This is a genomic window from Rhodococcus gordoniae (assembly GCF_001646655.1).
Classification (GTDB): Bacteria; Actinomycetota; Actinomycetes; order Mycobacteriales; family Mycobacteriaceae; genus Rhodococcus; species Rhodococcus gordoniae.
Genome location: NZ_LPZN01000018.1, coordinates 50201 through 73192 on the forward strand (window position 1 = coordinate 50201; position 22992 = coordinate 73192).

The 22992-nt window shown below is 70.7% G+C and carries 20 protein-coding genes; 14 read left to right on the forward strand and 6 right to left on the reverse strand.

All coding sequences use genetic code 11. The features are described from left to right. Window positions 1-30: 30 nt before the first annotated feature. The gene (truA, locus tag A8G18_RS10475; protein WP_064063876.1) at window positions 31-843 is read left to right on the forward strand and encodes a tRNA pseudouridine(38-40) synthase TruA; all 813 of its coding nucleotides are present in this window, start codon (window positions 31-33) and stop codon (window positions 841-843) included. Between the two features lie 35 nt (window positions 844-878). Then, window positions 879-1880 carry an alpha/beta hydrolase gene (locus A8G18_RS10480; protein ID WP_016932422.1) on the forward strand — a complete coding sequence of 334 codons (1002 nt, stop codon included), beginning with the start codon at window positions 879-881 and terminating at the stop codon, window positions 1878-1880. A gap of 100 nt (window positions 1881-1980) precedes the next feature. On the opposite strand, the gene A8G18_RS10485 is transcribed toward A8G18_RS10480, so the two are convergent. Together A8G18_RS10485 and A8G18_RS10490 are read right to left on the reverse strand one after the other, a co-directional pair. Continuing rightward, window positions 1981-2838 carry a phosphotransferase family protein gene (locus tag A8G18_RS10485; RefSeq protein WP_064063815.1) on the reverse strand — a complete coding sequence of 286 codons (858 nt, stop codon included), beginning with the start codon at window positions 2836-2838 and terminating at the stop codon, window positions 1981-1983. Window positions 2839-2885: 47 nt separating this feature from the next. After that, window positions 2886-4028 carry an acyl-CoA dehydrogenase family protein gene (locus A8G18_RS10490; protein WP_064063816.1) on the reverse strand — a complete coding sequence of 381 codons (1143 nt, stop codon included), beginning with the start codon at window positions 4026-4028 and terminating at the stop codon, window positions 2886-2888. Between the two features lie 68 nt (window positions 4029-4096). On the opposite strand from A8G18_RS10490, the gene A8G18_RS10495 reads away from it, so the two are divergent. Both A8G18_RS10495 and A8G18_RS10500 read left to right on the forward strand, forming a co-directional pair. Continuing rightward, window positions 4097-4702, forward strand: coding sequence for a TetR/AcrR family transcriptional regulator (locus A8G18_RS10495; protein ID WP_064063817.1), 606 nt, complete (start codon window positions 4097-4099; stop codon window positions 4700-4702). Then, a complete protein-coding gene (locus tag A8G18_RS10500; protein ID WP_016932418.1) occupies window positions 4699-5274 on the forward strand; it encodes an NADPH-dependent FMN reductase in 576 nt (191 codons plus the stop codon). The genes A8G18_RS10495 and A8G18_RS10500 overlap by 4 nt, the downstream gene beginning before the upstream one ends. On the opposite strand, the gene eccE is transcribed toward A8G18_RS10500, so the two are convergent. Continuing rightward, entirely contained in the window at window positions 5262-6959 is a 1698-nt protein-coding gene (gene eccE / locus A8G18_RS10505; RefSeq protein WP_167352086.1) for a type VII secretion protein EccE, read from the reverse strand. The genes A8G18_RS10500 and eccE overlap by 13 nt on opposite strands. A gap of 151 nt (window positions 6960-7110) precedes the next feature. Here eccE and eccB point away from each other — a divergent pair, with 151 nt between their 5' ends. Further along, window positions 7111-8580 carry a type VII secretion protein EccB gene (gene eccB / locus A8G18_RS10510; RefSeq protein WP_026003505.1) on the forward strand — a complete coding sequence of 490 codons (1470 nt, stop codon included), beginning with the start codon at window positions 7111-7113 and terminating at the stop codon, window positions 8578-8580. Here the strand turns inward: eccB and mycP are convergent. Both mycP and eccD read right to left on the reverse strand, forming a co-directional pair. Continuing rightward, a complete protein-coding gene (gene mycP / locus A8G18_RS10515; RefSeq protein WP_167352087.1) occupies window positions 8569-9897 on the reverse strand; it encodes a type VII secretion-associated serine protease mycosin in 1329 nt (442 codons plus the stop codon). The genes eccB and mycP overlap by 12 nt on opposite strands. A 35-nt stretch (window positions 9898-9932) precedes the next feature. Further along, window positions 9933-11387: a type VII secretion integral membrane protein EccD gene (gene eccD, locus A8G18_RS10520; RefSeq protein ID WP_064063818.1), complete on the reverse strand. Its 1455-nt coding sequence runs from the start codon at window positions 11385-11387 to the stop codon at window positions 9933-9935. Window positions 11388-11583: 196 nt separating this feature from the next. Here eccD and eccCa point away from each other — a divergent pair, with 196 nt between their 5' ends. The 9 genes from eccCa (at window position 11584) to A8G18_RS10565 (ending at window position 22044) form a co-directional block, all read left to right on the forward strand. Then, window positions 11584-15567: a type VII secretion protein EccCa gene (gene eccCa, locus A8G18_RS10525; RefSeq protein WP_064063879.1), complete on the forward strand. Its 3984-nt coding sequence runs from the start codon at window positions 11584-11586 to the stop codon at window positions 15565-15567. Next, entirely contained in the window at window positions 15567-17069 is a 1503-nt protein-coding gene (locus A8G18_RS10530; RefSeq protein WP_245207839.1) for a type VII secretion-associated protein, read from the forward strand. The genes eccCa and A8G18_RS10530 overlap by 1 nt, the downstream gene beginning before the upstream one ends. Before the next feature lie 131 nt (window positions 17070-17200). Further along, window positions 17201-17554: a WXG100 family type VII secretion target gene (locus tag A8G18_RS10535; protein ID WP_245207840.1), complete on the forward strand. Its 354-nt coding sequence runs from the start codon at window positions 17201-17203 to the stop codon at window positions 17552-17554. A 45-nt stretch (window positions 17555-17599) separates the two neighbouring features. Continuing rightward, window positions 17600-17890, forward strand: coding sequence for a WXG100 family type VII secretion target (locus tag A8G18_RS10540; protein ID WP_016932690.1), 291 nt, complete (start codon window positions 17600-17602; stop codon window positions 17888-17890). 292 nt (window positions 17891-18182) lie between these two features. Then, a complete protein-coding gene (gene rplM / locus A8G18_RS10545) occupies window positions 18183-18626 on the forward strand; it encodes a 50S ribosomal protein L13 (protein WP_006550055.1) in 444 nt (147 codons plus the stop codon). Beyond that, complete coding sequence (gene rpsI / locus A8G18_RS10550; RefSeq protein ID WP_016932689.1) at window positions 18623-19126, forward strand: 30S ribosomal protein S9; 504 nt, start codon at window positions 18623-18625, stop codon at window positions 19124-19126. The genes rplM and rpsI overlap by 4 nt, the downstream gene beginning before the upstream one ends. Before the next feature lie 152 nt (window positions 19127-19278). Continuing rightward, entirely contained in the window at window positions 19279-20619 is a 1341-nt protein-coding gene (gene glmM / locus A8G18_RS10555) for a phosphoglucosamine mutase (RefSeq protein ID WP_064063881.1), read from the forward strand. A gap of 73 nt (window positions 20620-20692) precedes the next feature. Then, window positions 20693-21049 (forward strand): hypothetical protein, encoded by a 357-nt coding sequence (locus tag A8G18_RS10560; RefSeq protein ID WP_064063820.1) that lies wholly within the window; start codon window positions 20693-20695, stop codon window positions 21047-21049. 11 nt (window positions 21050-21060) lie between these two features. Beyond that, window positions 21061-22044: a WXG100 family type VII secretion target gene (locus A8G18_RS10565; RefSeq protein WP_064063821.1), complete on the forward strand. Its 984-nt coding sequence runs from the start codon at window positions 21061-21063 to the stop codon at window positions 22042-22044. A 24-nt stretch (window positions 22045-22068) separates the two neighbouring features. Here A8G18_RS10565 and A8G18_RS10570 read toward each other — a convergent pair whose 3' ends face one another. Then, entirely contained in the window at window positions 22069-22917 is an 849-nt protein-coding gene (locus tag A8G18_RS10570) for a dienelactone hydrolase family protein (RefSeq protein ID WP_064063822.1), read from the reverse strand. Between the last annotated feature and the right edge of the window lie 75 nt (window positions 22918-22992).

Consider the following 22992-nt stretch of genomic DNA (forward strand, 5'->3'; position numbering starts at 1 on the left):
GCATCTGCTGAAGCTCACGAGACGACACGTCTGCGACTCGACATCGCCTACGACGGCACCGACTTCTCCGGCTGGGCACGGCAACCCGGTCGCCGCACGGTGTGCGGGGAGATCGAGGAGAAGATCTCCGCGATCGTCCGGACCCCCGTGCTGCTCACCGTCGCCGGTCGCACCGACGCCGGCGTGCACGCTTCCGGGCAGGTCGCCCACGTGGACGTACCCACCGCGGCGCTGCCCGACGATCCGTCGCGCTGGGTCCGGCGTCTCGCACGGTTCCTGCCCCGCGACGTGCGTGTCACCGGGATCTCCGTCGCCCCCGAGCATTTCGACGCGCGCTTCTCGGCGATCCGGCGTCACTACGAATACCGCCTCACCACAGCGGTGTACGGCGCCGAGCCGCTGCGGGCGCGCGACACCGTTTCGTGGCCGAAGGCCGTCGATCTCGATGCGATGCGACGCGCCTCGCACTCACTGCTCGGTCTCCACGACTTCGCCGCCTTCTGCAAGCGTCGCGAGGGTGCGACGACCGTACGCGAACTGCAGCGATACGACTGGACCCGTGAGGACGACATCCTCACCGCCTACGTCAGCGCCGACGCCTTCTGCTGGTCGATGGTGCGCAGTCTCGTCGGCGCGGCCCTGGCCGTGGGGGAGGGGCGCCGCAGCGTCGACTGGATGACGGCCCTGCTCGAGGCGCGCGAACGCGCGGCGTCCGTAGCGGTGGCACCGGCTCACGGCCTGTCACTGGTCCGCGTCGACTACCCTGCTGACGAGGAACTGGCCGCGCGCAACGCTGCGACGCGGGAGATGCGCGGGCCCATCACGCCCGGCTGTTGCGGATGAAGGGAACGAATGTGCGCACACGACGGTTTGCGTTGATGGGGACGATCGGGGCGCTCGCCGTCTCGTCGCTGGTCCTGCCCGGTGCCGCGGTTGCCCACGCCGACGAGTCCCCGGCTGCCGCGACCGGCGAGACCCGGTCGCAGAGCGCGACTGTCGAACGCATCGAGAAGCACACGGACCGCGACTGGTCGTTGTTCGTGTACTCGCCGTCGATGGATCGCACGATCGAGTTGCAGGTGCTGCGTCCGGCCGACACGAGCGCTCCGCGACCGGTCTTCTACCTGCTCAACGGTGCCGGCGGGGGACAGGACCGGGCGACCTGGCGCGAGCAGACCGACGTCGTGGAGTTCTTCGGCGACAAGAACGTCAACGTCGTCACCCCGATCGGTGGCGCGTTCAGCTACTACACCGACTGGCTCGAGGACGATCCCGTTCTCGGACGCAACAAGTGGACGACCTTCCTCACCGAGGAGGTCCCGTCGGTGGTCGACGCGACGCTCGGGGCGAGCGGCCGGAACGCGATCGCGGGTGTGTCGATGTCGGCGACGTCGGCGCTGGCCCTCGCCCAGCACGCGCCGGATCTCTACCAGGGTGTGGGTTCGTACAGCGGATGCGCCGAGACCGCCACGGAGACCGGTTCGCGTTACGCGGAGATCGTCGTCGGGTTCGGGGGCGGTGAGGCCGAGAACATGTGGGGACCGGTCGCAGGCGAATACTGGAACGAACAGGACGTCGTGCGCAACGCGGAGAAGTTGCGCGGCAAGGCCGTCTACGTCTCCACGAGTAGCGGTGTCCCCGGTCCGTACGAACTGAAGGCGTGGGAGCAGTCCGGTGTTGCCGTCCTTCCCGACGTGGCTCTGCTGGGTCTCATCGAGGCCGGTGTGAGCGACTGTACGACGCGACTGCGCGGTGCGCTGGACGCAGCCGGCGTCGAGGCGACCTATTCCATCCGGTCCGAGGGCACCCACACCTGGGGTTACTGGCAGGAGGCCTTGCACGAGTCGTGGTCGGTGCTCGGCGAGGCCATCGGCGCCTGACGCGACAACACTGCGCGGCCCGGGAACTCGGGGACGTTGCTGATGAGCGCATCGAGCGAACCGAGAAGCAGGTGATCGTCTCCGTGTATGCGTCGACGCGCTAGAACCGAGGGGCGAGCAGGAGCCTCGCGATCATGCGATGGCCCTCGGCCTCGTAGGAGTCGTCGCCCACATGGAAAGCCCATACCGCGACCGCGACCGCCGCGCGCACGCGCTGACGGAACCAGGCCTCCGCCTCGCGCGGATCCTCCCCGTAGCCGCACACGAAGGCCTGCTCGGCGCCCGGAACCCGGAGGAACTCGCGCACCGCGAGCCGTTCGAAGTCCTCACCCGCGGGACGCAGGGCGGCGCGGCCGAAATCGATCACCTTCACCACTCCCGCGTCGTCGGCGAGCCAGTTCCGGCTCTGCCAATCGCCGTGGGTGGGCACCAGGGTGGCCGTCGGTGTCGGCCATCCTTCGACCATCGCCCGCAGCCGGCCGGCGGCCTCGGGACCGATGCGGTGCGCCGCCGCCAGCCACCGCAGGGTCTTCGCGTTCGCCGATCGCTCGTACCCCTCGTCCACGATCCGCTCCTGGCGGTGGAACTGCGCGAGCAGCGCCCCGGCCTGCTCGTAGACATCGAGGGACGACGAGGCTGCCGTACCCTGGATCAGCCGGCCCGGAAGATACTCCGTCACCACGAGTTTCGTCGCCCGGTCGGCGAACACCATCCGGGCGGCCCGCCCGCACCCCACCCACGGACCGGTCCAGCGCTCGTGGGCGCTGATCTCGCGTCCGATGTGGCGATCGGGCGCCCCACCGGCCTTCACGACGAGCCGACCCTCGTCGGTGTCGATCGCGAGGACGGTGGTCGACACCAGTCCCCAGCTCATGTCGGCGACCACGACCGTGCGGCCGAATCGCTGCGTCAGCAGGTCACGTTGCTGTGGGGTGAGCCGCTCCAGGGCGTCCGGCATGAAGGCACTCCAACGACCTTCGTGCCGTGCGGCTGTCGTCCGATCGGTTATCCCGCCAGCGACCGCGCGATCACCAGCCGCTGAATCTGATTGGTGCCCTCGAAGATCTGGGTGATCTTCGCATCGCGCATGAAACGCTCGACCGGGAAGTCGCGGGTGTAGCCGTATCCACCGAGGACCTGGACGGCATCCGTCGTGACCTTCATCGCGGCATCCGTCGCGACGAGCTTGGCCACCGACGCCTGCCGCGAGTAGGGCCGGCCGGCATCCTTGCGCCGGGCGGCGTCGAGATAGGTGGCGCGGGCGGAGTCGACCGCGGCGGCCATGTCGGCGAGGACGAACCCGAGGCCCTGGTGGTCGATGATGCGCTTGCCGAAGGCCTGCCGTTCCTTGGCGTAGGCCGTCGCCTCGTCGAGAGCGGCCTGGGCCAGACCCGTCGCGACCGCGGCGATCCCCAGGCGTCCGGAGTCCAGCGCGCTGAACGCGATCGGCAGCCCCTGCCCCTCGGCGCCGATCCGGCGTTCGGCCGGGACGAAGACGTCGTCGTAGTGGGCGGAGGTGGTGGGGATCGCGTGCAGGCCCATCTTCTCCTCGGGCTTGCCGAAGGACAGACCCTCGGTGCCGGCGGGCACGAGGAAGCACGAGATGCCCTTGCTGCCGGTGTCGGCCGTGCGGGCGAACAGGGTGTAGAAGTCGGCCTTGCCGCCGTTGGTGATCCACGCTTTCGAGCCCGTGATGCGGTAGCCACCCTCGACGGGCTTCGCGCGGCAGGCGAGCGCAGCGGCGTCGGAACCTGCCTGCGGCTCGGACAGGCTGTATGCGCCGATGGTGTTGCCGCCCAGCATCTCCGGAAGCCACGTGTTCTTCTGCTCGTCGGTGCCATGGGTGGCGAGCGCGAAACACGACAGGCCGTGCACACTCACCGCGACCGCCACTGCGGCCCAACGGGCACCGAGTTCTTCGAGGACCTGCAGGTACACCTCGTACGGCTGGTCGCCGCCGCCGAACTCCTCGGGATACGGCAGGCTCAGCAGTCCGGCGGCGCCGAGTGCGGGGAACACGCCTTCGGGGAAGGTCTCCGCGCGTTCGTGCTCGTCGACGCGCGGCGCGAGCACCTTGTCGGTGACGTCGCGGGTGAGGTCGATCAGGTCGTAGGCCTCGCGGGTGGGAAGCAGACGCTCGACGGGCACGGTGGTTCCTCCTGGAAGGCTGGGACCGAAAGTAGTACTGACCATGATACTGCAGTACTGTTTTCCGTATGGCAAGAGTCGGTAGCCGGCGACCCACCGCCCGGCAGGCCCAACTGTTCGACGCTCTGGTCGCGTTGTTCCTGGCAGAAGGCTTCGCACACCTGACCCTCGACGACGTCGCCGCGCGCCTGCGCTGCTCGAAATCCACGCTCTACGCACTCGCGGAGAACAAGAACCGGCTCGTCCACGCGGCGACCGTGCACTTCTTCAAGGGCGCCGCCGAGCGGGTCGAGGCCGACGTCGCACAGGCCGCGGACGCGCAGGCACGCATCGGCACTTATCTCGAGGCCGTGGGACGCGAACTCGAACCGGCGTCCTCCCGATTCATGGAGGACATCGCCCACACGCCGGTCGCGCGCGAGGTGTACGAACGCAACACCCGCTTCGCGGCCGACCGGGTCCGCCAGCTCATCGCCGACGGCGTCACGTCCGGCGAACTGCGCGACGTCCACGCCGCCTTCGTCGCCGATGTCGTCGCGTCGGTCATGGTCCGCATCCAGCAACGACAGGTGGCCGAGGCGACGGGACTCGAAGACGCACGCGCCTACCGCGAACTCGCCGCACTGCTCGCACACGGACTGTCCGCCGCGCCCCACCTACGATCGACCCCATGACCACGGCAGTACCGAACGAACCGATCCGTCTCGAGGTCGTCGTCGCGAGTGTCCGTGCCGGTCGCATCGCCCCGATCGTCGCCGACTGGTTCGCGGCCACCGCGCGGAGCCGCTCCGAGTTCGACGTCGGCGTTCTCGACCTCGCCGAGACCCCGCTCCCACAGGACCTCTCGGGTGGGCCCGGCGCCGACGCCTTCACCCGTCGTATCGGTGCCGCGGACGCCTTCGTGGTGGTGACCTCCGAGTACAACCACGGCTATCCCGCCGCACTGAAAACGGCCATCGACACCGTCAAGCACGAATGGCGCACCAAACCGGTCGGATTCGTCTCCTACGGCGGCCTGTCCGGCGGCCTGCGCGCGGTCGAACAGTTGCGGCAGGTCGTCGTCGAGGTCCACATGGTGCCGGTGCGGCAGTCGGTGAGTTTCCACCGCGTCAAGCACGCCTTCGCTGCCGACGGCACCACCACGGACGAGGCCGCGATCGACGGCGCGGAACGCATGCTCGACCAGATCGTATGGTGGGCGCGCACCGTCCGTGCGGGAAGTGCCCTCGACCGTTATCCCGGCTGAGGCGCCGGATCCGCCATGCGCGACCGGCCGAGATGGGCGCTCTCCGCCGCGATCGTCACGAGGGTGAGGGGTGTGCGTTCGTCGCCCGCCGTGAGCACGACGCGGTCCCCGGCCGCCCCGGGCTGCAGCAGCGACACCGTGGGACGCTCGCGCGGCCATCCGTCCGGGTGGATGTGCACGTGGATCGCGGTCGCGTGCGGCATGGACGAGGTGGGCGGGACGCCGTCGTAGACGACCGTGTCGAAATCGCGGTCGCCCGCGTACTCGCCCGCCAGCCGCAGCCGGTCGGGTCCGGCGGCGGATCCGGCCAGGCCGCGCCACGCGCCGGGGCGGTCGGTGTGGACGACGACCCGCGCCCCCACCGCGACGGCCCGGAAGACCACCTGCCGGGCGAGGTACAACTCGCCCGCGATATGGACCGAGCGGATGCCGGGACCGGTGAGGCGGGCGGTGACGGCCCGACCGGCGTCGTCCGATCCGACGAGTTGCCCGCACCCGCCGGCCGGCAGGGCGAGGGCATCGAGCTCCTCGGCGTCCGACTCGCGCAGGGGAACGAGCTCCTCCAGATGCGGGATACCGAGTGGCAGTGCTGCTGTGAGAAGTTCGGCGTGACGCCCGTATGCCGGAAGCAGGCCCGCAGCGGACGGGACGTCCGGCTCGCGCGTGGTGAACCGTGCCAGTGCCCCGAGCCGGACCGAACCGCGGTCGCCCGGCCGCAGCCGGAGTACCAGCGTCGACGCCGACGTCGGATGTGCCCACACCGCGGCGGTGTGGTGCCGGTCGATCCGTCGGGGTTCGAACATCCCTCCGGAATCGAAGGCGGAGGACAACGCGACGTGCCGGTGCGTCGGTACCCATTCCGCTGCCGGCACACCGTGGGAGATGCGCAGTGCCGCCTGTTCGATCTCGTTCGCGTTCAGCAGCCGCGCGGCGTATCCGTCGTCGCCGAGTGCGCGGATCACACGCCGCCCCGCGGCGACGACCGTGCGCGCGGCGCCCTCGGAGCCGCCGCCCCGGCGGGCCGCGGCGGCCGCACAGGAGGTGACATCGAGGCGGAGCACCACCCGGACCGTGCGTTCGGCAGCGGCAGGAAGCGGTCCGAGCAACTGCGCGTAGGCCTGTCCGGCGGGCGTCGAGTCGAGAACCCGACGCCCTTGCACCACGACGTCGATCCCGTCGAGGACGACGTCGTGCCGGTACAGGCATGCGGCGATCGCACTCAGGGGGAGTGTTCGTCCCGATTCCTCGCTGTCACGGCCGAGCCTGGTGATTCTGCCGGCCGGTGGCGCGAGCTCGAGGACGACGGTCGCGTACGGGCCGTCCCATCGCACCCCCACCGGGCCTGCCGGCCCGGCGTGGAAGTCGCGGAGGACACCCGACACGGGGACGCCGCCGGGGCGGCGCAAGACGGTTGCGATCCAGTCGGCTGTACCGCGTCCGCCGATCCGGAGGAGGCACGCCGCGGCGACCGGCACGGCGATCGCACAGGCCACCCACGCGGACGACCCCAGCGCCACCGCGAGCACCCCCATGCCGACGGCCACGCACTGCGCCCCCGTCAACCGGACTGCGACACGACTTCTCGCTTCACCTGCCGCGGTGACGATTCGCGCGTCCCCCGACGCCGTCACGAATTGCGCGTGCTCCGACGCGGTCACGAATTGCGCGTGCTCCGACGCGGTCACGGTCCGTTGCATCGATCCCCCCGAACGACGGCCGGCAATGATGTCGACGCGGTACCGGCCTTCCCCTGTGCCGCGCGGCGCGCGTGCGATGAGCGCCCGACAGGACTGTACTGTGTTGCGCCAGAGAGCGTGCCGTACGGGGGGGAGATCGATGGCAGCGCAACCGACCACACGGTGGCAGGTCAGTGGATACCGGTTCCTGGCACGACGCATGGATCATGCGTTGGTGCGGGGCGACGTACGGATGATCCACGACCCCATGCGTTCCCAGTTCCGGGCATCGGTCGTCGGAACGGTCGTCGCGTGTGTCGTGCTGGGAGGCTGTGCCGCACTCGCCCTGTTCCGTCCCCAGGATCGGATCGGTGATGCCGCCGTCGTCGTCGGACGAGACTCCGGTGCGCTCTACGTCGCGATCGACACGACCTTCCACCCCGTCCTGAACCTGGCGTCGGCGCGGTTGATCCTCGGAGCTCCGGCAGAGCCGGCGGTCGTGGCCGACGAGGAACTGACGAAGCGTCCGCGCGGCCCGCTCGTAGGGATACCGGGTGCGCCGTCCTCCCTGGTCCACGACGCGGAGGACACGCCCTGGACGGTCTGCGACGTCGCCGATCCCGACGGCCTGCAGTCCTCGACCACCGCCGTGCTCGCGGGCACCCCCGATCATCGGACGGGATCGGTGCTCGCCGACGACGAGGCGCTCCTCGTGACGGCGGACGGCAGGTACCACCTGCTCTACGAGGGCAGACGCGCCGAGATCGATCCGAACGACCGGTCGCTCGTGCGACTGCTGGGCGTCGACATCTCCCGCGCACGACCCGCGAGCGCCGGACTGCTCGCCGCCGTCCCGGAGGTGCCGAGGCTGACCGCACCTCCCATCGCCGGAGCCGGGGGTCCGCCGGTCGCGCCGATCCCGGGTGCGCGCATCGGGTCGGTCGTCGCGGTGTCCGAACCCGACGGCCAGAGTTTCCACGTGGTGCTCGGGAACGGTGTGCAGGAGGTGTCGCGGGCTACCGCGCACCTCATCCACTTCTCGGATTCGCAGGGGGCACCGGAGATTCCGGTGGTACCGCCCGACGTCCTCGCGGCCGCGCCGACGGTGCACGAACTCCCGGTCGACACCTTTCCCGAGTCCGTCCCGCGGATCGTCGACCCGGGGGAGAGCCCGGTGGCCTGCTCGACCTGGCAACCCGACGCGGGTGAGGACGACCGGCACCGGTCGTCGCTGCGACTATCGGCGGGGACCGCGCTGCCCGTGGGGAAGGACGCCGTGCCCGTGACCCCGGCTCAGGCCGACGGTGCGGGACCCCAGGTCGACGCGATCCACATTCCGCCGGGCCGTGGCCGATACGTGCAGGCCACCTCGCTGACCTCCGACACCGACCGACTCGGGTCGTTGTTCTACGTTGCCGACACCGGTGTGCGATACGGCATCACCGATGCGGCCGCCGCTGCGGCGCTCGGCTTCACGGATCCACCCGTGCGGGTCCCGTGGCCCGTCCTGCAGTTACTTGCTCCGGGACCCACGCTCGGCCGGGAGCAGGCGCTGCTCGCACACGACGGTGTCGCTGCCGATCCGGGAGCGGTCCCCGTGCGGGCGGACAACCGGCCGTCAGGTCCGTGACCGGGTGAGGCGTCGTGCCGGTGCGGTGAGGACGAGAACGAGGACGGTCACGGTGAGCACGGCCGCAGCCGAGCCCAGCGCGATGCTGCGCGGCCGGTGATCCGGTACCGGGGGAGAGCTCGGTTCGTCCACGGACACCGCCGGCACCGGCGCCGCGCGATCGGCCGGCAATGGGGCGGTGACGGCCGCGAGCGGATCGACGACACCGTGCCCCACCCGTGGATTCCACCCTTCCGCGGGGGAGTGGGCGGTCCTCTCGATGCGCGCCATCACCTCCCGCGCCGACAACTGGGGGTGCCGGGACCGCACGAGCGCGACCGTCGCCGCGACGAGCGGTGCCGCGAAACTCGTTCCGGACACCGGCCTGCCGCCCTGCGGCCCGGGAATCAGATCGGCCAGTCCGTCGGTGCCGGGATCGAGCGACACGAGCCCGCTCCCGGGAGCAGCGACATCGACCCACGGTCCGGGAAGACTGTATTCGGCGGGGGTACCGTCGTCCTCGACCGCGCCGACGGTGAGGACGTACTCGTCGTACCAGGCGGGAGACGCCAGGGTGACGACCGAATCCCACGGATCGGCACCGGGATCGGCCGGATCCACCGAAGACGGATTGCCCTCGCGGCAGGTGTCGGTGTTGCCGGCCGCCGCGACGACGACCGCGTCGTGCACATCGGTCGCGTACTGCACCGCCGCTCCCAGCGGACCGTCGGCGAGACCCTCGGCGACGGTCCGGCACGCGACCTCCGAGATGTTGACGACGGTGGCGCCGAGATCCACGGCGCGACGGACGGCCGCGGCGAGGGTCCGCACGTCGCCGTACCCGGATGCGTTGCGCGCGGCATCGTCGTCCGGCCGGGAGCGATCGGCGAAATGACCGCTGGACTGACGGATGGCGATCACCTCCACCTCGGGCGCGCCGCCGGCGAAGCCCGAGCCGGGTGCCGGGCGTGCCGCGATCAGTCCGGCGACGAGGGTGCCGTGCGCGTCGCAATCCTCGGTGCCGTCGCCCGTGGACACGTAGTCGCCGCCCGGCATCGGAGCCGGCAGGCGCGGGTGCGGATGGACTCCGGTGTCGATGACGGCGACGACCTGTCCGGCCCCGCGTGTGATCGGCCAGACCGACGCGAAGTCGAGGATCCGTTGTGCCCGAGGGATCTGCGGCCCGTCGGGGGCGCGGGGAAGCTCCGCGCACAGCACCCGCAGTTCGGTGGCCTCGGGAGGTGCGGGCGTCGCCCCGGGAGGCAGTTGCGCGGGGTCGGGTACCGGCGGCGCGGCGGCCGCGACACCCGACGGCGCGGATGCCAGCAGGAGGGCCACGAGAAGGACCGTGAACGCCCGTAGCGGCTGCACCGTCACAGTCCGCGGATCGCCGCGTACACGCCGGCGACCCAGCACGCCAGTGGCACGACGGTTGCGATGGTCGCGTACTCGGCGAGCTCGGCGATCCGGCGTTGTACCGGAGTGAACGTCCGTCGCGGTGCGACCGCACCGAAGAGGAAGCCGGCAGACGCGAGTCCGGCTGCCGCCGTGAACGCCGCCCACGGCGGCATCACCCCGGTCGCCGATGCACTCGCGAGCAACCCGAGCAGAAGCACCGCGCCACCCGCTACGAGCGGAGCGGCCTGTGCGGTCGCGGTGTACGTACGCCCCCGGAAGACCAGTACGACGGCTGCCGCAACGGCCAGTGCCACCGCGGGAACGAAGACCTCTCCGCCCCAAGGAAATGCGGCCCACCACGCCCCGGCCGCCGTGAGTACGACCACGGCGTGGACCATCCCGGTGAGTGCGCTCCGCGCGCGGTCGGCGCGGTGTTCGAGCTCCGCCGGTGACGGCAGTCCCGATAGGTTCCCGTCCTCGGACGTCTCCGATTCGGACGGTGCGCCGGGTGCGGGGACCGGGGGGATGGGAAGTTTCGCGAGCATCCCCGCGAGACGAGGCGCCATCCCGGCGAGCAGCAGTGCGGCGACCACCGTTCCGGCTCCGAGGGCACGCGCCTCGAGATCGGTGGTCGAGGCGAGGACGGCGTTCACGCCGGCACCCGCAGCGATCGCGGCGACCGCCGTGCACGACGCGAGGCCGATGCGGGCGACGCGCACGGCGATCACCGCGATCGTGCCGGTGAGTGCCGCCGCGAGAACGAGGCGCGGTGCCGGCGAACTCCCCGGGACGAGCAGCGCGCCGGCGGTCGACGCGAGTGGGAAGGCGCACCACAACAGCGCGGTGGCGGTGCGTCGAGCGTCGTGCAGTCGCGCGAGGATGCCCGCGGCGAGCAGCAACAGAAGCGGCAGCACCGCGCACAGCCCACCCAGGACGAGACGGCTCACGCCGTCGGGCAGGGACAGCAACGGCAGGCATCCCGCAGCGAGGGCGACCGGGCCCAGGACCGCTGCTATGAGACCCGACGGACCCGCACCCCACGGCGTCGCCGTCCGGTCCGAGGATGCGACGCTGTACATGACGTCGTCGAACAACGGTGGAGGAGCGGGTGATCCGGCGTCCTCCAGGACGAGGATCTCGCCGTCGCGGACGCCGTGCTCGTCGAGGCTCAGCGCACCGGGCAGAGGAGCCCGGCCGATGCGTGCGAGCGCCCACCCGTCGGGTTCCGTGCGCTCGGGCGTCGCGTCGAAGTCGTTGTCCGGCCGGTGCCCGGCGACGAGATCCACGATCCCCGGCAGCAGCAGCGCCACCGGAACGTCGAGGGGCAGAGCGAGATCGACCTCGGTGTGGCGGGCGAGTACGGTGATCCGGCACAGATCCGGGGCTCCCACCTGCCCCGGGGTCTCGGATCGCGCATGCACAGATGTCATCGGCCTCGGTTCCCCCCCGTCACTGCAGTCCGAACGACGCAGACCATACGACATCGTCCCGGGCGATGTCCCGTTCGAGTTCCCCGTCGCGGTACCGGCGGACGAGGAGGGGTACGGAAGGTCGCAGCGGTAGGTTAGTCTTCCACGACCGTGGGGCCGTAGGGGGCGGCCGACGGCGTTCCGGGGGGTGGCGAACGTGAGTACCGTACGTTTCGTGCGGAGAGCGCGGCGGGAGGCGCCGCGCGTGCCCAGTGGCGAGGTGAGTGTCCAACCGCCGCCCGACATTCCCCGCGCCACACCCGGCAACCTGGTGACCAAACTGCTCCCGCTCGTGATGGTCGCGGCGATGATCGGGATGGTCGCGCTGATGTTCGGCACGGGAGCGGCGCGCAGCCCCATGGCGATGATATTCCCGCTCATGATGGTCGTGTCCCTGGTGGGCATGCTCGCCAACGGTGGTCGCAGCGGTGGGACGAAGACCGCCGAGGCGAACGAGGACCGCAAGGACTATCTGAGATATCTCGACCGACTCCGGCGCGAGGTCACCGAGACGGCGCACGAACAACGTCGGGCGCTCGAATGGACGCATCCCGATCCCGCTCTGCTGTGGACCCTCGCCGGCACCGTCCGGATGTGGGAGCGGCGCAGCACCGATCCGGACTTCGGTCATCTCAGGGTGGGGCGCGGAGGTCAGCGACTCGCGACCCGGCTCGTGCCACCCGACACGGGACCGGTCGAGGATCTCGAACCGGTCGCCGCCGTTTCTCTGCGCCGGTTCGTGCGCGCGCATTCGGTGGTGCCGGCACTGCCCACGGCCGTGTCGCTGCGAGGTTTCGCCGCCATCGGCATCGACGGAGACCGTGAGACGGCACGTTCGCTCGCGCGGGCGATGCTCGTGCAGGCGTGTACCTTCCACGGACCCGACATGCTGCAGGTCGCCGTCGTGTGCGGGCCCGACACCGCTGCGGAGTGGGAGTGGATCAAGTGGCTGCCGCACGCGCAGAACCCGGTCCTGCGCGACGGTGCGGGTAGCGCACGCACGGTGTTCGGCTCGGTGCTCGAACTCGAGACGGATCTCGCGACGGTGCTGGCCGGTCGCAGCAGGTTCGTCCGGAACGCCCCGGCTGCCGAGGGCGCCGTGCACCTCGTCGTGGTCGTCGACGGCGGGGTCACGGGATCGGGTTCGGGTGTGCTCGACGACGGTCTCGACGCGGTGACCGTGCTCGACCTCTCCGGATACGCCGAACGGCTGAGCGCGACACGCGGTCTGCGTCTGATGGTCGAGGAGGGGCGGGTCGGGGTCGCGACCGGCACCGACGTCGACGTCTTCGCCGATACCGACTCCATCGACGCTGCACAGGCACAGACCCTGGCGAGGCGGCTCGCCCCGTATCGGGTGACGAGCGGCGCGGTGGACGACAGCGCCGGCGACGACCGGCCGTCGAGCTGGCAGGAGTTGCTCGGGCTCGGGGACGTGGCTCGATTCGACCCCGGCCAGGCGTGGGTCCCGCGCCGTGGACGCGACCGTCTGCGGGTTCCCATCGGCGTGGGCATCGACGGTGCGCCCGTCGAGCTCGACCTCAAGGAGGCCGCCGAGAACGGGATGGGCCCGCACGGATTGTGCATCGGCGCAACTGGATCGGGAAAGAGTGAGTTTCTGCGGACACTGGTCCTGGGCCTCGTGGCGACGCACCCACCCGAGGCGCTCAACCTGGTCCTGGTGGACTTCAAGGGCGGCGCGACCTTCCTCGGACTCGAGCGGATCGCACACGTCGCGGCGGTGATCACCAATCTCGCGGACGAGCTCGCGATGGTCGACCGCATGAAGGACGCACTCGAGGGTGAGATGAACCGCCGGCAGGAGTTGCTCCGGACCGCAGGGAACTTCGCCAATGTCGGCGACTACGAGAAGGCCAGGGCAGCGGGCGCCCCGCTCGACCCGTTGCCCGCGCTGTTCATCGTGGTCGACGAGTTCTCCGAACTGCTCTCGCAGCAACCGGAATTCGCCGATCTCTTCGCGGCGATCGGGCGGCTGGGACGGTCGCTGCACATGCACCTGTTGCTGGCGAGCCAGCGACTCGACGAGGGCCGGCTCCGCGGCCTCGACAGTCACCTGTCGTACCGCGTCGGCCTGAAGACGTTCTCCGCCAACGAGTCGCGGAGCGTCCTCGGCGTTCCCGACGCCTACCACCTGCCGTCGACGCCCGGCGCGGGATACCTCCGGACCGATTCCGCAGACATCCAGCGGTTCTCCGCGGCGTACGTCTCGGGACCGTACGAACCCGGCCCTCCCACCCGGCGCATCCGGTCGGCGGCGCCGACCGGCGCGTCCCGGCCCCGCATCTTCACGGCCCGGACGGTGCCGGTGGAGTCCGGTCCGCCCGCTCCGGTCGCCGAGCCGCTCCCGGTCCCCGCCGCAGGCGACGGACGGAGCGTTCTCGAGGTGGTCGTCGACCGGATCCGGGGGCACGGCACACCGGCCCACGAGGTATGGCTGCCCCCGCTCGACGAATCCCCGTCGCTGGACATACTCCTGCCCCGGTCGGTGCTCACCGGCGACGTTCCACGTCATGCTGCGCTGCGCACCGTCGTCGGTGTCGTGGACCGGCCGTTCGAGCAACGCCGCGACCCGCTGGTGGTCGACCTGTCGGGGTCCGCCGGCAACGTCGTGGTCGTCGGTGGCCCGCAGTCCGGCAAGTCCACCCTGGTGCGCAGCCTCGTCCTGTCGATGGCGCTGACGCACACCGCCGAACAGGTGCAGTTCTACGCTCTCGATTTCGGTGGCGGCACGTTGTCGGGTCTGGCCGGCCTGCCGCATGTCGGTTCCGTCGCCGGACGGCACGACACCGATCGGGTGCGCCGGACCGTTGCGGAGATGATGTCGTTGCTGCGCCGCCGCGAACGATCCTTCGCCGAGAACGGCATCGAGTCCATGGCCCAGGTGCGACGGATGCGCGCCGACGGAAACGCGCTCGCCAGCGACGATCCGTTCGGCGACGTCTTCCTCGTCGTCGACGGATGGCCCAGCATCCGGCAGGATTTCGAGTCGCTGGAACAGACGATCGGGATCCTGGCGGCCCAAGGCCTGTCCTACGGCATCCACGTGGTGCTCAGCGCACCGCGCTGGGGCGACGTCCGGCCTGCCATGCGCGACCTGCTGGGTACGCGGCTCGAACTCCGACTCGGCGATCCGTCCGACTCCGAGTACGGCCGCAAGAGAGCGGCCACGGTGCCCGAAGGGCGACCCGGACGCGGCATCGACCGCGACGGACTGCACATCCTGGGCGCGTTGCCCCGGGTGGACGGAAGCTCCGATCCGGCCGATCTCGCAGCCGGTGTCGCCGCGGCGGTCGAGGCCGTCCGCGCTACCGCGTCCGGACGGTCGGCGCCGCCGGTCCGCATGCTGCCCGAGCGCATCGACAGGTCCGACCTGCTCGCGGCAATGCCCGCCGGATGGCCGCCGCCGGTCGATGCCTCCCGGTCCGCCCGGCTCCGTATCCCGATCGGCATCGACGAATCCGAACTCGCGCCCGTGTCGGTGGATTTCGCCGACAGTCCCCACCTGTTGATCTTCGGCGACTCGGAATGCGGCAAGACGACCCTGCTCCGGGGACTGTGCCGCGGGTTGACCGAGTCCGGCAGCGGCGCCGAGATCAGGATCGTCATCGGCGACTACCGCCGGACCATGCTCGGCGTCGTCGGCGGCGGCCATCTCGGCGGATATGCGCCGTCGGCCACGGTCCTCGCGGCCATGGTCCGGGAACTCGCCGTCATCTGCGAGCGTCGGCTGCCGGGCCCCGACACGACGCAACAGCAGCTGCGCGACCGGTCGTGGTGGACCGGGCCCAAGGTGTTCGTGGTGATCGACGATTACGACATGGTCGCGACGTCGGGTCAGAACCCGGTGCTGCCACTGCTCGACTACCTCCCACAAGGGCGGGACATCGGGTTGCACCTGGTGGTCGCGCGCCGTTCGGGCGGAGCGGGACGTGCGATGTACGAACCGATCCTGGGGCGTCTGCGGGAGCTGTCGAGTCCGGGTCTGATCATGAGCGGAAGCCGCGACGAGGGAGCGCTCGTCGGCGCGGTCCGTCCGTCACCGATGCCACCGGGCCGCGGCACGCTCGTGCGACGCGACGGCACGTCGCTCGTCCAGACGGCATGGGCGCCGGAGGCGTGATGACGAGCCGGGACGAGGCGGTGGTTGCTGCGGTCGCGTTCACGATGACATCCGGGTCGATGCACATCGGATGGTCCGGAACGACGCGCAGTGTGCCGGCTCTTGCGGCAGATGTGGGCGAGCGCCGGGTATTCGGAGCTCCCGCCGGTGAGGTGGCGGATCCGCTCGACGTCACAGAGTTCGCGGATATCGCCGCGGTCGGAACCGAACGCGAACTCGGGGAGTTGCTGACCGGACTCGTCGCGTACGGCGCGGCCACCGCCGGTGCGCCCGACACGGCCGGGCCGGCATGTGCGATACACCCCACCTGGTGGAACGAGCGGCGACGCGACCTTCTCCGGACCGCCGTGCGGCAGGTCGCGGGCGACACGATCCTGCTCCCGGTCGCGGTGGCCGCCGCACGCGCCGCCGACACCGCTCCGCACGAGAGGTGCGCGGTGCTCGAATTCGCCGCCGGCGGAGTCACCGCGGTGAGTGTCGCCGGGTTCGCCCCCGACGGGCCGACCGTCGAGCGCGTCGCGCGGGATCCGGATCTGTCGCTGTATTCCCCGGACGCCGCGGCGCGTCTCGAGAGCCTGCTGATCTCGGTGTGCGGCGGGTCCGGACCGGAGGTGGTGGTGGTGACCGGCGGGCCGGGCGAACCGTCCGGTGTCGAGCCGCTGGCCCTCGCGGTCGATCTCGTGGGTCCGGGCCGACGGGTCGTGCCCGTCGCGGCCTCGGAGATGCTCGTCGCGGTGACCGGTTCCCCCTCGGCGCCGACCACCCCGGGATCGGGTGCGCGGGGCGCACCTACCAGGTCGACGATGGACGGACCCGACCGGACGTTGCCGTGGCTGAACGAGGTACGCGCACGCCCGGATTCCGGCCGTCCCGGGCGGGACGGCAGGGTGCGCACAATGTTCGTGGCCGGCGCGATGGTCCCGGCCCTGCTCGCCGCCGCGATATTTCTGTGGCCGCTCCTCGCAGGAGGAGACGACGCGGACGTTCGGAATCTGCCCGAAGTCGTTGCCGCGGAGGAGACGCCGAACACCGTCGAATCGCCCTCGGTGGTGCCCACCGGCGACCCCGGACCTCGGGCGTCGACTCGGGTCGACGTCGGTCCGCTGAATCTCGAACTGCCCGACGGCTGGCGCATCCGGGACCCCGAGACCGTATCTGCGGGTCGTGCGGAACTGATACCACTCGGCGGGGCCGATCGTCGGATCCTGGTCGTGTACCGGGATCTTCCCGACGGGACGGACGCGGGTTCCGTCGCATCCGCGTTGGTTGCGCGGGCCGCCGAACGTGCACCCGTCATCCGTGATCTCGACGCCGACACGACCTTCGCCGACCGCAAGGTCGTGGCGTACACGGAGGTTCCCGACGACTACTCGGTGGTGCGGTGGTCGGTGCTCGTATTCCCCGGACTCCAGGTCTCGGTGGGATGCCAGTACCTCGAGGAGGATTGGACTCGTATCCGCAGTGAATGCGAGCAGGCCGTCCACACCCTCCGGCTCGGCTGACGACGAGGATTCGCGAATTTTCCGGACACGGCGGAACCGATACCGCACCGGGCGCGTCCAACCACATGTAAGAGCGAAGACCGGCTCGACGCCGAGCCGGGTGATCCACGCACCAGCGAAGGAGTACGCCGTTGAGTCAACCGACCGGCAATTCGAATCAACTCACCACCGATGTGGCGACCATGGAGGTCGTCGCGGGACAACTCCAGGACTCCCGCGCCGAACTCGACACGATCCTCGGACGGCTGACGGGCGTGGTGCAGTCCGCGCCGGCCGTCTGGCGGAGCCGCTCGGCGGAACAGTTCGCCGGAATCATGGAGCGCTGGAACGTCAACCACACCAAGCTGTCGAACGCGCTGGACGAACTGGCCGAGGCCGTCCGCACCAGCGGACGGTCGTACGCCGCCGCCGAGGATCACCAGGCCCGGTCCCTGTCGGCGATCGACCCCGACGGCGGTTCGGTTCTCAACGGCTCGTTCACCTGATCCCCGGTCCTTCCGGCACACATTCGAGAACAAGGAGAACGATCCGTGTCCGAGATCTATCAGAACTTCGCCGGCGTCGCCGACCTGCACGCCCAGCTCGTGTCCGGTCAGAAGGCGATCGAGGCGACGCTCGACCGCATCGAGGGGCAGGTCGCGCCTCTCGTCGCCAGCTGGGACAGCGACGCGAAGGAGCGTTACGCCGCCACGCAGGCCCGCTGGAACGAGGCCGAGGCCGGTCTCATCCAGGTGCTGCACGACATCGGCCGGGTGGTCTCGACCGGTAACGACAACATGCAGGAGGTCGAGCGACTGAACCAGCAGCGTTTCCCGGGCTGATCCGGGTTCGTCGGATCCGACCGGTCCGGCGCTGTCACGTCCCGGTGGTGGAGAGGCCACCGGGACGTGACTTGTCTCGGCGGCGCGGGCTCCCTGCACGGAGGCCGAGCACAGGAGCCTGCCGAGGCGCTTTGACCCGTCCGGTCTGGGCCCGGTAGAGTGTCCCCTCGGCGTGTCGCACGTCGTCGTGCCCTGTGGCGCGAGGAACATCTCTCCCGGGTCTCAACTGGCCGCCGGGCGTGACCATCGTCGACATGCAGGCCAGCAGCGAAACGATAGACGAGGAAGATCTGTGTCTACGTACACACCGAAGGCCGGCGACGTGACCCATCAGTGGCACGTCATCGACGCCACCGACGTGGTGCTCGGCCGCCTCGCGGTGCAGGCGGCAAACCTGCTCCGCGGCAAGCACAAGCCCACATTCGCGCCGCACGTCGACGGTGGTGACTTCGTCGTCATCATCAACGCCGACAAGGTTGCCGTCTCCGGCAACAAGCGGACCGACAAGTTCCTCTACAGCCACTCCGGTCACCCGGGCGGTCTGCGGGCTCGTTCCGTCGGCGAGGTTCTCGAGAAGAACCCCGACCGCCTCGTGGAGAAGGCCGTCACCGGCATGCTCCCGAAGAACAAGCTCGGTCGCGCCATCGCGAAGAAGCTGAAGGTCTACGCGGGCCCGAACCACCCCCACGCCGCGCAGCAGCCGGTGCCGTTCGAGATCAAGCAGGTGGCACAGTGACGACGCCCGAGGAACAGAACGTGAACCCCGAAGAGTACGTCGAGAACGTCGAGGTCGCTGCCGAGGAGTACGTCGAGGACGTCGTCGAGGCACCTGCTGCCCCGATCGTCTTCGACCGTCCGGTCCAGACCGTCGGTCGCCGTAAGGAGGCCGTCGTCCGCGTCCGCCTCGTGCCCGGCACCGGCAACTTCGTGCTCAACGGCCGCACCATCGAGGACTACTTCCCGAACAAGGTGCACCAGCAGCTCGTGAAGTCGCCCCTGGTGACGGTCGAGCGCACCGAGTCGTTCGACATCCACGCACGTCTGCACGGCGGCGGCCCGTCCGGCCAGGCCGGCGCGCTGCGTCTCGCCATCGCGCGTGCACTCACCGAGGTCACCCCCGAGGATCGGCCCGCACTCAAGCGTGCCGGCTTCCTCACGCGTGACCCGCGTGCCGTCGAGCGCAAGAAGTACGGCCTGAAGAAGGCCCGTAAGGCATCGCAGTACTCCAAGCGCTGATGTGCCGCCGACGCTGATTTCGTCAGAGTCGGCACCTGTTCCACCACGAGAGCAGGCGTCGGTAGACATTTCCTACCGGCGCCTGCTTTCGTGCATTCTGTCCTCTATCGGCACCCGCGGCGGGGGCCGCACACGACTGGGAGGCTGTGTACATGGGTCGGTTGTTCGGCACCGACGGAGTCCGGGGCTTGGCCAATGCCGAGCTCACAGTGGAGCTGGCAGTGCGGCTCGCAGGCGCTGCCGCAGCGGTTCTGGCCCCGCAGGGTGCCGACCGGCGGCCGGTTGCGGTCGTGGGTCGCGATCCCCGCGCGAGCGGCGAGATGCTCGAGGCGGCCGTCACGGCCGGACTCACCGCCGCCGGAGTCGACGTGCTGTCGGTGGGCGTGCTGCCCACCCCGGCTGTCGCATTCCTCACCGGTGACTACGAAGCCGACCTCGGTGTGATGATCTCCGCGTCGCACAATCCCATGCCCGACAACGGCATCAAGATCTTCGCGGCCGGCGGGCGCAAGCTCGACGACGAGGTCGAGGACCGGATCGAAGCGGTGCTGCACGGCGACGCCGCGACGGCCGCACGCCCGACCGGCGCCGGCATAGGCCGCGTACGCGCCGTGTCCGACGCACTCGACCGTTACCTCGCGCATCTCGCGGCCGCCGTGCACCGGCCCCTCACCGGTACGACCGTCGTGGTCGACTGTGCGCACGGTGCCGCCTCGACGGCCGGCCCGGCCGCCTACGCTGCCGCAGGCGCGACGGTGATCGCGATCAATGCCGAACCCGACGGACTGAACATCAACGACGGGTGCGGCTCCACGCACCTGTCCGTGCTGCAGCAAGCTGTGCTCGAGCACGGCGCCGACCTGGGCCTCGCGCACGACGGCGACGCCGATCGCTGCCTCGCGGTCGACGCGACCGGCACGGTGATCGACGGCGACGCCATCATGGCGATCCTCGCCCTCGGCATGCACGAAGCCGGTGAACTTCCCGACGACACCCTCGTCGCCACAGTGATGAGCAATCTCGGTCTGCACCTCGCGATGCGCGCGGCGGGGATCGAGGTGCGCACCGTCGGTGTGGGCGACCGCTACGTGCTCGAAGAGCTCCGGCGCGGTGGCTACGGCCTCGGTGGTGAACAGTCGGGTCACATCGTCATTCCCGCGCACGGCACGACCGGCGACGGCGTGCTCACCGGTCTCCGCCTGATGGAACGGGTCGCGACGACGGGCCTGCCCCTCGCGAAGCTCGCCTCGGTGATGACCTCGCTCCCGCAGGTTCTCGTGAACGTGCGGGTCCACGACAAGGTCGCCGTGGCGAACGATCCGACGGTGGCGGCTGCGGTCGCGGCCGCCGAGAGCGAACTCGGTGAGACCGGCCGGGTGCTGTTGCGTCCCTCGGGCACCGAACAGCTCGTGAGGGTCATGGTCGAAGCCGCCGACGACGATCACGCTCGCGCCGTCGCCGACCGTCTCGCGGAAGTCGTCGCCGCCGTCTGATCGCGAGCGGAACCGGATCGCCGCGCGCTGCGTCCAACCCCTTCGAGAGGGTTCGTCGGGACGGAGAGCGGACATGGACATACGGCAGGGCACGATCGGGTTCGACGGCGACGCGGTGCGCGCGGTCGCGGCACGTCTGGCGGAGGTGGCCGAGGACGCCGACCGCGAGATCCGTCGCGGATTCGGCGGTCTCCGATTCGACGGGTCCGGCACCGGATCGGCGCACCGCTCGGCCGGCGTCTGCGCCGAGACCGGATATCGCAGGGTGCGCGCCTCGTGCGAGACCTGGGTGGCCACCGTACAGGCGCATGCCGATGCGCTGCGCGCCGTGGCAGACGGCTACCTGGACCAGGACCTCACCATCGAGGTCGCACTCGCCGATGTGGCGGCCCGTGCCGCACTCGACCACTCGGGAGACCGCCGGTCGTGAGGAATCCTCCTGTGGACGTAGGCGACCTCCTGGACGCCGGAGCGCCCGGCCTGGCCCGTCTGTCCGACGACCTGCGATGCCTACACGCTCTCGGCTGCGCGACCGGCAGTACCGTCGCGGATGTCCGCGCCCGCTACGACGAGCACCGTGCCCTCTCCCTGCCGGCACTCACCGACGACGCGGCCGGGGTGCGCTCGCTCGCGGCATCCCTCGGCCGTCGGACCGACGAACAGCGGCGCCTCCTGCTGCGACTCGACGAGGCATGGGACGGCTCCACCGCGGAGCACGCCCGCACGGCCCTGACGTCCACCATCGCCGGGGGAGTCGGATTGTGTGCGTCGCTGACCGATCTCGCGGGAGCACTCGAGACGGCTGCTTCCGCGATCGCCGACGCGCTGCGTGAGAAGGCCCGCGTCGTCGGGGGTCTCGCGGAGCGGCCCGTGGGCGGCCGGACGAGGGACGAGATCGACACGATCGTCGCCGGGGCGAGCGGCGGCCCGCACGGACCGACCCCGGAGGAGCGATCACGCTGGTTCGGCGACCCGCCCGGTGGGGGAGCAGCGGCAGACCCTGCCGTCGAGTGCCGGAGATGGGTCGAGGAACGACTGGTGCCGGCCGTCCGCGACGCCGTCGACGCACTGGTGCAGGCGTGCGACGACGCCGGCCGCCGGATCGCGGACAGTCTCACCGAGCTGTCGACCGCCACGGAACGCGCCGCGGACGGTGCCGAGGCGGCCGCAGATGCGTCCGGTGCCGAGACGGCCGCAGATGCGTCCGGTGCCGAGACGGCCGCAGGCGCCGAGGGCGGGTCCGTGCAGGACGTACCGATGGCGCAGGACCGCGCCGATCACGGTGCGGCCGTGCCCGTCCCGGGTGTCCGGCCGGGCGAACGCAAACGCGAGCACCCACCCGGATCCGTCCAGGAGGTCCGCCCACAGGACGAGAGCGACGAGAGCGACGACGTCGTCGTGCTCGCCGAAGCCGGACCGTTGTGACGCGAACGACGAGGCGCCGCGCTGTCAGCGTCCGAGGAGCAGATTGACCTGCGTGCCGAGATCGCGGTCGACGGCGTCGGGATCGGCGATCACCGTGGACCCGGGCAGTTCGGTGGTGGGATCGGAGAAGATCGCGTACGTCTTGTCGCCGGTCAGGCGATGGAGCAGGAAGCCGGTGAGCACGGCACGGGTGCGTTCCTGCGTGCGCCGCTCCGCACCGCCCACACCGAGGGCGCCGAGCAGGCGGCGGCCCTCGACGAGCCCTTCGTCGTCGGCCTTGTCGACCACGCGCAGCTGCACGTCGTCGCTGCCCCAGCCCCGGGCGACCGCGACGGCGTCGCTGGTCATCGACCCGATGCTCTTCTCTCCGACGAGGACGAGGCCCGGTGCCCGGACTCGGGCGGCCGCCTCGGACGCGGCGGGGGAGACGGGCGAGGGGTAGAGCGCAGCGACGGTCGCGACCTCGCGTCTCGCGGCGGCGAGCACCGCCGCACCCGCGCCGGAGCCGTGGCCCACCAGCGCGAGCTTCGACGGGTGGACACTGATCCGCCCGGTGCCGAGACGCACGCCGGCACAGATGTCGAGGGTGGTGAGCAGGTCGGTCGACAACCCGATCGCCGACGGCACCGGTCCGCGCTCGGTGTTGGGAGCCCCCACCACGATTCCCCAGGACGCGAGGTGCTCGAAGAGTTTCGTGTACTTGGTCACCCCGGTGAGCCAGCCGTGACCGAATGCGATCGCGGGCAGGTCGAAACCTTCCGCGGGGGTGTACACGACACCCGGCTGACCGGCGAGCGCCAGGTCGCCGCGCAGCACCGTGTGCGGGCCGCGCCGGGAGAGTTCCTGAGCCAGTTTCTTGGGGTTCGCCGCCACGGCCTGAACGTTAGCGGATGGTGCCGCCCGCCGGGGTCGGTGCGTACCGGACGGCGTGCCTCGATGCAGGTGCGC